Origin of the sequence: Saccharopolyspora terrae, from assembly GCF_004348435.1 — a bacterium.
GTDB lineage: Bacteria > Actinomycetota > Actinomycetes > Mycobacteriales > Pseudonocardiaceae > Saccharopolyspora > Saccharopolyspora endophytica.
On sequence record NZ_SMKS01000013.1, the window covers coordinates 93159 to 104600 of the forward strand.

An 11442-nucleotide genomic window follows, 5' to 3' on the forward strand; every position below is an offset into this window, starting at 1 on the left:
TCCCTTTTTCAACCCACCGCCGCAGCTGCGGCCCTTCCGGCCTGCCTGCCCGAGAACAGGCAGCCACCGAGGAAGGTGCCTTCCAGGGCTCGGTATCCGTGCACGCCGCCGCCACCGAAGCCGGCGACCTCTCCGGCCGCGTAGAGCCCGTCCAGCGGCGTCACCCCATCGGTGAGCACCCGGCCGTCCAGGTCGGTCTCCAGGCCACCGAGGGTCTTGCGGGTCAGCAGGTTGAGCTTCACCGCGATGAGGGGCCCGGCCGCCGGGTCCAGCAGCCGGTGGGGCTCAGCCACCCGGATCAGCCGGTCCACCGCGTAGCGGCGGGCCTCCCGGATCGCGTTGATCTGCAGGTCCTTGCCGAGCCCTGAGGTGACCTGGCGGTCCCGCTCGATGATGGTGCGTTCGAGCTCGGCGGCGTCGATGTGGCCGTCGCCGAGCTCGTTCATGCCTTCTGCAAGTGCGGCGACGCTGTTGCGGACGATGAAGTCCTCACCGCGCCGCACGAACTCCATGACCGGTCCGGGAGTGGCACCGCCGCCGCGTTGCAGCAGCTGGCGGACGCTGCGGCCGGTGAGGTCGGGGTTCTGCTCGGATCCCGACAGGGCGAACTCGCGGCTGATGATGCGCCGGTTGAGCACGAACCACGTGTGCTCGTGGCCGGTGCCCATGATGTGCTCCAGCGTTCCCAGGGTGTCGAATCCGGGGAACAGCGGCGCGGGCAGCCGGTTGCCGTTCGCGTCCAGCCACAGCGACGAGGGGCCGGGCAGGATGCGGATGCCGTGCCTGGTCCACACCGGGGCGTAGTTGCGGATTCCCTCGGTGTAGTGCCACATCCGGTCCGGGTTGATGATCCGGCCACCGGTCTTGGCCACGACCTCGAGCATCCGCCCGTCGACGTGGTCGGGAACTCCGGCGATCATGCTCTTCGGCGGTTTGCCCAGGCGCTTGGGCCAGTTCTTGCGCACCAGCGGGAGGTTTCCGCCGATGCCCCCGGAGGTGACGACCACCGCCTGCGAGGAGAGTTCGAACTCCCCCTTGGTCTTTCGAGGGCTCGGCTGGCCGCGTTCGGCGTCGCTGGGGATGAGCACCTTGCCGCGCACGCCGGTGACGGCTCCGCCGGTGGTGACCAGCTCGGTGACCCGGTGCCGGAACCGCAGCTCGACGAGGCCCTTGGCCTCGGCCTCGCGGACTCGGCGGAGGAACGGTTCGAGCACGCCGGGACCGGTGCCCCAGGTGACGTGGAAGCGCGGCACCGAGTTGCCGTGTCCGCAGGCGAGGTAACCGCCGCGTTCGGCCCACTGCACGAGCGGGAAGAACTTCACGCCCTGCGCGGTCAGCCACGCGCGCTTCTCGCCGGAGGCGAAGTCGACGTACGCCTCGGCCCACCGGCGGGGCCAGTGGTCCTCCTCGCGGTCGAAGGCCGCGGTGCCCATCCAGTCCTGGAGGGCGAGTTCGTGGGAGTCGCGCACGCCGAGCCTGCGCTGCTCCGGGGAGTCCACCAGGAACAACCCGCCGAAGGACCAGTGCGCCTGACCTCCCAGGGAAGCCTCGGGTTCTTGGTCGAGGAGCACCACGCGGCGACCGGCATCGGCCAGTTCCGCGGTGGCGACCAGGCCTGCCAGGCCCGCGCCCACCACGATCACATCAGCGTCCAGCGCCATCGCCGACCTCCGCTATTACCGACGGGTAGTGGTGGACTTTATACCTCAATCGTGGTGTATCCGGCAGGGATCGCGAGTCGATCTCCGGGTGTCCCGGAATGGATTTCCACGCCTGGGAAACCACCCGTAGGTGGTGTATCCGGCCAATTCGCTGGAAACGGCTCCGCGGTGCCGCCAATCTTGCTCCAACGCGGCGATCGACGCCGCACCCGGAACGAATTCCAACCCAGCGAAAGGATTTCCGCCATGTCCTCCTACGCCCTCCCCCGGTCGGCCACCGACCGGTTCCGATCCCGCTGGTCGCTCGCGCTGGGGCTGGTGCTCACGGCGGTTCTGTCGCTGGCCGCGCTGCTGGCCGGCCCACCGGCCGACGCCGAGGTGAACCGAACCAGTTGTCCCGCAGGGTCTTTCTGCGTCTGGCCTGAGACCGGGTTCGGTGGTCAGCCGCGCGAGCTCGCGCTGCGGGCCACCGGCATCGAGCAGTGCGTCACGCTCGAAACCGGTTGGGAGGCGAAGTCCTTCGCGAACAACACCGGTCATCCCGTGACCGTCTACCAGGATCCGCACTGCGATGAGGAGGCCGACTTCGACACCCACCCATCAGGATCGCAGACCCCGCAGGCCGGTTACGTGGCTCGGGCCATTCAGGTCTGGAGTCACTGACCGCGGCCGGTCAGGTTCCGCACCAGGTCCAGGAGTCGTTCGGCGGAGTTCTGCCAGGTGAACTTCGCCGCCTGGGACCGGGCCGCCTCGACCAGATCGGCGCGGGCGTCGTCGTCCTCCAGCGCGCGCACGGCATCGGCGAAGTCCTTCGGCCTCCCCGACTCGAAGAACTTCGCGTGCCCGCCGGTGACCTCGTGGAAGATCTCCAGATCGCTGCAGACCACCGGCGTCCCCGCGTTCATCGCCTCGATGACCGGCAACCCGAAACCCTCGTCCCGCGAGGCGGTGACCAGCGCGCTCGCCCGAGCCAGCAGCTGCTGGTACTCGTCCTCCCCGATCCCCCGCCAGAACACCACGTCCGCCCCCGGCGGCAGCTGCTCGCGCAGTTCGGCCTCGCGCTGCGGTGCGATCCGGCTGACCAGGTGCAGCCGGTGACCAGGAAGGAAAGCCATGCCCGCCAACAACGTTTCCACGTCCTTGTACGGCATGAACGAACCCATGTACACCAGCTCGCACGGTCCTCCACCCGTTCCTGGTGGTGAACTCCGGGCGGTCTGCGGCTGCGGTGCGTTGTGCACGACGGTGACCGGCCTGCGCGTCAGCCGGTACCGCTCGATCAACCGGCGGGTGGTGTTGCTGACGGTCACCACGGCGTCGGCGCGGTTGAGCATCACGCGCTGCGGCCAGAACGCCTTGTGGTAGAGCCGCCAGGCGATCTTCACCAGCTGCGGCAGGAACCCCGGCGGCTCCGGGTGCCGGTAGTAGATGAGGTCGTGCAGCGTGAGAACCAGCCGGTAGTCGCGCCGGAACCCGCCGATGATCTGCATCGGGCTGAACACCACGTCGGCGCCCAACCGGTTCAGGGTGCGCGAGACCCACAGCTCGCGCGGCGAGAACGGGCTGTTGATCAGCACGTGCGGAACCCCGTCGGGCAGCAGGTCCAGCTGCCGCTCGTCGTGGATCAGCATCGTCACGGGATGGAGGTGGTGCAGTGCTTCGATGAGGCTCGCGCCGTAACGGCTGATGCCGTCGTGCTGATCGGTGCGCGTCCAGCGCGCGTCGACCACGAGGTTCATCGGCTCTGCTCCGGGATCGCGACCTTCTCGCGGTGGTCGCTGCGCCCCAGGAACCGCACGATCTCGGCCGCCGCGGCGTCGGGGGTCTCGTAGTGCACCAGGTGTCCCACGTCGGCGATGACCACGAGCTCGGCGTCGGGCAATCGCGCCGCCAGCGCGCGCTGACCCGCCAGCGGGGCGATCTCGTCGTGCTCACCGGCCACCAGCAGCACCGGCATCGACAGCTGGTCGGCGTAGTCGGTCACGGTGTGAGTCACCGAAGCCTGGAAGGACTGGTTGACCACGGACGGCGAGTGGAACCGGCTGAAGTGCCGCAGGTGGTTGTCGTCGATGAACCCGCGCAGCTGCTTGTCCCGGGTCCGCGTCATCGCCCGGCTGGCCGCCAGCACCACCCACCGGTTGGTCAGCAGCGACCGCCCGGCGCGGGAGGGCAACCGCTCGCCGAGCGTGTAGTAGGCGGCGGTCAGACCGGCCAGGGCCGCGTGCGGACCGCGCAACGCGGACTGGGCGATGGGGTTGATCAGCACCAACCGGCGCACCAAGGACGGGTTCAACGCAGCCAGACGGGAGGCGATGATCGAACCGAACGAATGCCCGATCAGCACGAGCGGCCGCTCGGCGCCACCGAGCCGACCGATCAGCTCGGTGATCGCCTCGGCGTAGCCGGCGACGTCGTGCCGCGTGTTCATCGGCCCGGAGTCCCCGAACCCGGGCAGGTCCGGGATCACGACGCGCCTGCCGGTCAGGCCGGCGGCGATGAGCTCCAGGCCGTGGTGCGTGCCGCGCAGCCCGTGCACGATCAGCACCGTCTCGGCGGTGGCCCCGAGCTCCTCGCGGTAGACCCAGTAGTGCAGGTCGGAGCCGTTGATCCGAGCTACACGCTCCATTGGGTGCAGGTCCGGAACGATCATGGTCAGCTCGCCAGCTCGGTGCTGATCTCGTCGAGTTCCACGGCGCTGTCCGGGTCGATCACGTGGTGGTAGAGCGACTCGAAGCGGCCCAGGACCTGTTCGATGTCGTGCCGGGAGACCAGCCGCTGGCTGGCCTGGCCCATCCGGTCGATCGTGGCGCGGTCGGCGAGCACGTCGCCGATCGCACCCGCGAGCGCGTGCACGTCGCGCGGCGGGTACAGCCAGCCGTTCTCGCCCGGGCGGCACAGGTGCGGCAGCGCCATCGCGTTGGCCAGCACCACCGGGGTTGCGGCCGACATGGCCTCCATGGTGGCCAGGCTCTGCAGCTCGGCGATGCTGGGCATGCAGAACAGGTCGGCGCGGGCGTAGGCCTCGAGGAGCTCCTCATCGCTGAGGAAACCGTGGAAGTGGACCCGGTCGGCGATGCCGAGGTCGTCGGCCAGCTGCTCGAACGCCTCCCGGCGAGCGCCGTTGCCGACGATCTCCAGGCGGTTCCGGACCTCGGTGCGCAGCAACGACATGGCGCGCAGCAGGTCGTCGATGTGCTTCTCCTCGTCGAGCCTGCCGACGAACAGCACGGTCCGCGTCTCCGGGTCCGGGTTCTGCTCCCGGTAGCGCGCGGCCGGACGCCGGTAGCGGTCGACGTCGATGCCGCAGGACACCGGCAGCGCTGTGCGGTCAAAACCGTTGTCCTGCAGCAGTTGCACGGCGCGCGGCGTCGGCGCGGTGACCATCTGCGCCTTGCGGTAGTGCTTGACCAGGTTGTGCCAGAGCAGCCGTCCGGCGGCGTTCTGCAGGAACGGAGGGATCTTGAAGTAGCCGAAGATGTTCTCCGGCATGAAGTGGTTGGTGGCCACCACTCCGATGCCGCGCTTGCGAGCCGAGTCGATCAGCCCGCGGCAGATGAAGAAGTGCGACTGCACGTGCACGACGTCGGGCTGGATCTCCTCCAGCAGCGCGTCGGCCTGCCGCGCCTGCCACGGCATCAGGCCGCGGATCGACGGGTGGAAGGGCGAGCTGTAGGAGCCCACCCGGTGCACCAGAACGCCGTCTTCGACCTCGGTGCGCGGCTCGCGGGTGTCGGAGTGGCACACCACGTGCACCTCGTGCCCGCGTGCGGACAGACCGGTGGCCAGCCGGTGCCCGAAGTTGGCGGCCCCGTTGACGTGAGGCGGGTAGGTGGTCGCACCGACCACGATCCGCAGCGGGTGCCTGCGCGACGGTTGCGAAGTCAAGAGGAACTCCCGTTAGGACGAGGGGACGTGCGGTGTTCGGCAGTAGCGGCAGGAACTTCTGTCGGGGGCTGGTCGACGTCCAGCCTGTCCGATGTGCGGTGTTCGGTGTTGTCCGGGTGGTGGCGTGCCAGGGCGAACACCCCGGCGCAGGCCACCAGCGCGCAGAGCGCTTCAGCGGCGGCGACCCAGCCGCTGACGTGGTCGGCCTCGCCGAGCAGGCCGATGCCCAGGCCGACGGCGACCAGCGGGTCGATGACGGTCAGGCAGGCCACGACCAGGTCGGGCGGGCCGCTGGCGTAGGCGTGCTGCAGCAGCCAGCCACCCGCGACCATCGCCACGGCGATGCCGAGAACGGACAGGAGGTTGATCGCCAGCAGGTCCCAGGTCCCGACCTGCTGGGCGACGGCGCGAGCCATCAGCGACACGTACCCGTAGGCCACGGCGCAACCCGCGGCGAAGAGCACGCAGCGCACCTTCGAGCGGGTCGCGACCGCGACCACGCCGAGCAGCAGGACCGCCACCGCGACGATCTGGGTGGCGGTGAACTGATCGTCGTCGCCGACCGGCGTCGGCGTCGCGCTGCCCGCGGCCAGCAGGACGAACACGGCGAGCCCACCGGTCGCGGCGAGCACCGCCAGCGCCATGCTCGGGTTGACGTCGCGCCGGCTGTAGCCCTGCTCGCGCAGGTTGAGCAGCACGGTGAGCGGCAGCGCGAGCACGCCGATCGGCTGCACGACGCTCAGCGGGGCCAGTCCCAGCGCGCACACGTGCAGCACCGCGCCGCCGCCGAGCGCGGCGAGTCCGGCCAGCCAGCGCGGGTTGCGGACCAGCAGGGCCTGATTGCGCAGGCCGAGCCCGCCGCCGTCCATCGTGGCGTGCACGGCCGCGTGCTGCAGGCGCGCGCCCACCGCGTATCCGCAGGCGCCCAGCGCCGCCAGCACCACCGCAAGTGCGGTCATCGCGCATCACGCCCTAGCGCGCGTTGCATGACACTCTGTCCGTTCACACCGCTCAATCTCGCGTCTCGCGAGCCCGGCGCACATCCGGGGCCGGACCCCCAATTTCCCTGAGGCGATCCTCGCTCGCATTCCAGCGACGGAGGCCGGCCGCGAACCGCCGTCGTGCCGAGCTCCCGCCGCCTGGCTGCGGGGACGTGCTTCAGAGCCACCCGGGGGGTTCCCGGGCCTACCCCGGGTGAACCCAGGGTGATCCCGTAGTGCCGGTGCCCCGGCGTCACAGCAGACCACGAATTGTCCGCCACCAGTCCGACGTCGAGTGGAATTCGCGGGAACCGATCCGGTGAACACTCCTCGACGGCCCGGCGAATCGCGCACGGGAGTAGCACACTTCAGGTGCACAAGTGCGCTCGCCGCCGGAATCACGCCGCTGACTCTAGAACAACAACGCTGAGGACTTTGTCAGCAACACATCGCTCAACGGCACCCGAGGCGCGGCGAGTGGCCCCGGACAAATGGACCGGATGGGAATCATTCCGCCGAACACGCCTTTGGAGCAGGTACATCGGCGAAAATGAAGATCAACATATGCGGCGGTAAACGGTGACCCAAACGACATGGAGAACATCACGTCGCCCACCCGCCCTTGCGCTCAGGAACAATTCCGTCACGAGGCGTGATCTGATGCGACTACTGCTCGCCGAACCACCTTCGAGTGAGATCATGCGGAACGTGGCTGTTCACGAAGCGGTGTCCGGGAGCGAGCAGACCGAGCAGAAGCGCCCGCGCAACGCCAAAGCGCTGGTCGTCGTGGCTCTGCTGGGTGCCGCGCTGCTGACAGCGCTGGCCGCCACGGCCTACACCGACGTCGGCACCATCCCCGGACTGCCCGCGCTGCCTCCCCTGGTCCGCTTCGGCATCCCCGTGATGCGGGCGCTGCTGGACCTGGCGGCGCTGGCCACCGTCGGGCTCTCGATGCTGCCCAAGCTGCTCGGCTTCGACCAGCCCGCGCGCACCGAACCCGTGCTCGCCAAGGCCCGCCCGATCGCCGTGATCACCGCGCTGGTGTGGATGCTCAGCGCGCTGTTCTCGCTGGTCCTGCAGGCCATGGAAGCCAGTCCGGGAGCTCCGGCCACCACCTCGCTGGTGATCACCTACGTCAACGACGTGCCTGCCGGCCCCGGCCTGCTGGCCAGCGCGGGCGGCGGACTGCTGTGCGCGGTCATCGGCCTGCTCGCGGTGCGCTTCGGCGAGTCGGTGCCCACCGAGCTGCGCACCATCGTCGCGCTGCTCGGGCTGCTGCCGATGCCGCTGACCGGCCACGCCACCGACTGGCAGTACCACGACTTCAGCATGATCTCGATGGAGCTGCACGTGGTCGGCGCAGCCATGTGGGTCGGCGGGCTGGCCGCAGTGGCGCTGTTCGTCGCGCCGCAGCGCGGCCTGCTCGCCGAAGCGCTGCCCCGCTTCTCCAAGCTCGCCGGGCTCGCGCTGCTCGTGGTCGGCGCTTCGGGCCTGTTCAACGGCCTGATGGAGCTGGTCATCACGCCGAACGCCGGTCTGACCGGCCTCGTCACCACCCAGTACGGCCAGATCCTCCTGGGCAAGGCGCTGTGCCTGGTGCTGCTGGCCGTGGTCGGCGCCCAGATGCGGTTCCGGCTCGTGCCGCGCATCGCGCGCCACGAGCGGACCGCCCTGCTCACCTGGGTGACCTTCGAGGTCGCCGTCATGGGCGTGGCCTACGGACTCGGCGTCGTCCTCTCCCGCGCCCCGGTCATCGTGTGATTCAGCCGCGGACGCGCCAGTCGCGCACCGCGGCCAGGTGCTGCTCGATGCGGCGCACCCCTCCGGAACCCAGGTGTTCGAACACGCCCCACAGCCCGGCCAGCAGCACCACCACGTACAGCGCGGAGGCGAAGTCCGACGGCGGCGCGGCGATGTAGGCGTGCTGCAACCACAGGGCCGCGTAGGCCGCGGCCGTCACCGCGACCGCGCCGACCAGCGGCCGCATCCGCATCACCAGCTGGCAGGACAGGTCGATGGCCAGCGCCCCGACCAGCAGGAAGAACGGCACGGTGGAGATCGGGAACCCGGCCGCGGCCAGCAGCGCCCACGCGACGCAGCGGAAGACCAGGTACCCGACGGTGATCGTGGTGGCCGTCCAGCGACGTCCGACGAGGATCCGCGCGAGCAGCAGCGTTCCCAGCCCGGTCAGCACCGCCCAGCTCGGGTACAGCCAGTCGGGCGTGGGCAGGGTGAAGTTCTCCACCGCGATGTAGTCCAGCGGCCGGTGCAGCTGATCGGCGGCGAACTGCAGCAGGCTGTCCTCGGCGTAGGGCGTTCCCCGCTCCCACGCGGCCAGCCCGAGCACGCCGTACTCCTGGTGCTGGTTGAGGAACATGAAGTTGTCCAGCACGGTGAACCACAGGAAGCAGGTGACCGGGTAGAAGTACCGGTCGGCGCGGCCGAGGCGGTTCCAGCCCACCAGCAGGCCGATGCTCATCAGCCCGGTTCCCAGGTAGAGCAGGGCGTGCGACGGGCTCCACGCGGTGATGTCCAGCCCGTTGACCCGGTGGTTGATCACGTCCAGCGGCGCGGCGACGAGGAAGATCCCCAGCCCCCACTGCATCCAGCGCAGCGTGGCCTTGTCGACGCCGATGCCGGTGTAGCTGTGGATGACCACCAGCCCGATCACCATCACCGTGCCGACGGTGTTGAGCAGGTGCGGCGGCGCCAGGTCGTCCCGCAGCCACCGGAAGTGCCAGGAGATGTCCCACGTGGCGCCGAGGATCTTGAGCACCATCGCGACGACCCACCAGCGGTACAACGCCGTGACCAGTTCGCCCGGCGCGTCTCGGCCGGGTGCACCGCGGGTCCAGTGAGCCCGGACCAGCGCAGCGACGTCCGCCATCGCGTTCACCTCCACCTCGGGTGATGTTCACGAAAACGGTAACCCGTGTTGATCGAGCGAGAACCAGGAACCGGTTATTCCGGGCGAACCTTTTCCCAAAGGAAATGCGCGCCGGGCGGAAAGTGACTCCTGGCACGTTGTTTTCGCGTTCGCTCTCGATTCAGCCACTTGCGCATCACGATGGCCCGGGCGGCGCAACCACCCGGGCCATCACGAGAACGCCGCTCTAGCGCGGAATCCTGAGGACCTGACCGACGTAGATGAGGTCGGGATCGGAGATTCCGTTGACCCGCGCGATCTCCCGCCAGTCGACGCCGAGCTTGGCACCGATGTCGGACAGGGTGTCGCCCGGCTGCACCACGTAGGTCTCCTGCGGCGGTGCGGGCGGCGGTGGCGGCGGAGCTCCGGCTCCGGTGAGCACCTCCAGCGGCACCAGCGAGACGTTGAGGTCGGTGTCGCCGCCGATGCCGGGTACCTGCCCGTCGGAGGCGTGCTGGTGGATCACGACGCGATCGGTCATGTAGCCGGGCTCCCCGGGGTTGCGCCCGTAGTGCGCGACCCACAGGAACACGCCCGGATCCACCCAGGTCTCCGGGGCGATCTTGTCCTGGAACCAGGAGCTGGAGGCGTAGACGACGATCTCGTTGCGCCCGGTGTGGGCGCGGAGGGCGTCGATGAAGCCCTTGATCCAGCCGCCGAGGTTGGGCGCCTCGGTCTCCATGTCCAGGCACGGCGGGAGGTTGCCGGGGCCTGCGGAGTTCGTCCGCGCCAGCTGCGCGGCGAAGTCGGCGGCCTCCTGCTGCGGCGTGTTGGTGTCCGGTCGCGCGAAGTGGTAGAGCCCGGTGACCATGCCGGCCCCGCGCGCCCCGTTGAGCTGGGCGTCGAGCGTGGGGCTGACGTATCCGATGCCCTCGGTCGCCTTGATGTAGGTGAAGACGTATCCGGCGCCGCGCACCGCTCCCCAGTTCGGCTCCCCTTGGTACCGCGCTACGTCGATACCGGGAATGCGTTCGGCCATGTTTTTACCCCCTGAAGTTCTGGCCTCTGCCGCTGCTCAAACTATCGAAGTCCAACAAACCGCCAGCTCCGCCATTCGGGTTAAGATCGCCGCCCGAAAGCCCCAGGAGATCGGCACGCAATGCAATCGGTGCGTATTTCCACTCACCTGTTCCAGTGAGTCACTGATCCTAGTCGCGAGTTTTCTTCACGAGATGCAGAGTGGAGGAGGTCCCGCGAAGCACCGCCGTTTTTCCGGCGCGGGCAACCATTTCCGCCGGAGGGCGTCTTTCCAACAGCAGAGCAATGACCGAACCAACCCGCTGGGGCGGCGGGAACGGGGGTGATGGCCGTGAACCGGCACATCGGAGCACGCATTCTGCGGACGTCCGTCGGACTTCTGGCCGCTGGGGCGCTGGCGGGCGCGGGCCTGCCCGCTCACGCGCAGGACGCACCGGACCAGCCGCGCGATCCGCGCTGCCACACCTCGCAGCTGACCGGCAGCATGTCGCCGGTCGAGGCCGGGGCGGGCCAGCGCTACGCGGACGTGTCGCTGACCAACACCAGCGACCAGTTCTGCACGATCTACGGCTACGGCGGAATGCAGCTGGTCGATGCCGCCGGGAACCCGCTTCCCACGAACGTCGCCCGCGCGGCCGGCCCGGGACCGGCGCTCATCGGGCTCTCGCCCGGCCAGTCGGCCGCGGCGACGCTGCACTGGAGCGCCGTCCCGCACGGCGACGAAGGCGACCCGTGCCAGCCCACGCCGACCGGCCTGCAGGTCATCCCGCCGGACGAGACCGATCCGGTTCCGGTCGAGTGGACCGGCGATGTCGTCTGCGGCGCCGGCGCCATCGAAGAAACCGCCTACCACTAGGTGTAGTGCCTTGGGAGGTTGTGAACGGTTGACACGGGGTCGGATGATCTTGGAATGAGTGAGGACCTCCGGGTTCGGTGTGGATCACCACAATCTGCACCGATCACCAGGAGGTCCTCGTGTGTCACCGTAACGCTCCGCTGACCGAGACGGGCA

At 69.3% G+C, this 11442-nt stretch carries 10 protein-coding genes; 3 read left to right on the plus strand and 7 right to left on the minus strand.

The window, feature by feature from the left end; translation table 11 throughout:
• Positions 1-8: 8 nt before the first annotated feature.
• The gene (locus E1181_RS10995; RefSeq protein ID WP_132673882.1) at positions 9-1661 is read right to left on the minus strand and encodes an FAD-binding dehydrogenase; all 1653 of its coding nucleotides are present in this window, start codon (positions 1659-1661) and stop codon (positions 9-11) included.
• Positions 1662-1907: 246 nt separating this feature from the next.
• On the opposite strand from E1181_RS10995, the gene E1181_RS11000 reads away from it, so the two are divergent.
• The gene (locus E1181_RS11000) at positions 1908-2324 is read left to right on the plus strand and encodes a peptidase inhibitor family I36 protein (protein WP_132673883.1); all 417 of its coding nucleotides are present in this window, start codon (positions 1908-1910) and stop codon (positions 2322-2324) included.
• Here the strand turns inward: E1181_RS11000 and E1181_RS11005 are convergent.
• Genes E1181_RS11005 through E1181_RS11020 form a run of 4 tightly spaced genes read right to left on the minus strand, consistent with a single transcriptional unit; the run spans position 2318 to position 6505 of the window.
• Entirely contained in the window at positions 2318-3400 is a 1083-nt protein-coding gene (locus E1181_RS11005) for a glycosyltransferase family 4 protein (protein ID WP_132673884.1), read from the minus strand. The two genes, E1181_RS11000 and E1181_RS11005, sit on opposite strands and share 7 nt — an antisense overlap.
• On the minus strand, positions 3397-4287 hold the full coding sequence (locus tag E1181_RS11010; protein WP_235876673.1) for an alpha/beta fold hydrolase: 891 nt from the start codon (positions 4285-4287) through the stop codon (positions 3397-3399). Before E1181_RS11010 ends, E1181_RS11005 begins: the two co-directional genes overlap by 4 nt.
• A gap of 26 nt (positions 4288-4313) precedes the next feature.
• A complete protein-coding gene (locus E1181_RS11015) occupies positions 4314-5546 on the minus strand; it encodes a glycosyltransferase (protein WP_132673886.1) in 1233 nt (410 codons plus the stop codon).
• Positions 5543-6505, minus strand: a complete 963-nt coding sequence (locus tag E1181_RS11020) for a DMT family protein (RefSeq protein ID WP_235876674.1) — start codon at positions 6503-6505, stop codon at positions 5543-5545. Before E1181_RS11020 ends, E1181_RS11015 begins: the two co-directional genes overlap by 4 nt.
• Before the next feature lie 729 nt (positions 6506-7234).
• Between E1181_RS11020 and E1181_RS11025 the strand changes: the two genes are divergently transcribed.
• Complete coding sequence (locus E1181_RS11025) at positions 7235-8287, plus strand: copper resistance D family protein (RefSeq protein ID WP_235876675.1); 1053 nt, start codon at positions 7235-7237, stop codon at positions 8285-8287.
• 1 nt (position 8288) lies between these two features.
• On the opposite strand, the gene E1181_RS11030 is transcribed toward E1181_RS11025, so the two are convergent.
• Both E1181_RS11030 and E1181_RS11035 read right to left on the minus strand, forming a co-directional pair.
• A complete protein-coding gene (locus tag E1181_RS11030) occupies positions 8289-9413 on the minus strand; it encodes a hypothetical protein (protein ID WP_207922104.1) in 1125 nt (374 codons plus the stop codon).
• A 226-nt stretch (positions 9414-9639) separates the two neighbouring features.
• Complete coding sequence (locus E1181_RS11035) at positions 9640-10431, minus strand: GH25 family lysozyme (RefSeq protein ID WP_132673888.1); 792 nt, start codon at positions 10429-10431, stop codon at positions 9640-9642.
• Between the two features lie 330 nt (positions 10432-10761).
• Here E1181_RS11035 and E1181_RS11040 point away from each other — a divergent pair, with 330 nt between their 5' ends.
• Positions 10762-11286, plus strand: coding sequence for a DUF4232 domain-containing protein (locus E1181_RS11040; protein ID WP_235876676.1), 525 nt, complete (start codon positions 10762-10764; stop codon positions 11284-11286).
• Positions 11287-11442: the final 156 nt, after the last annotated feature.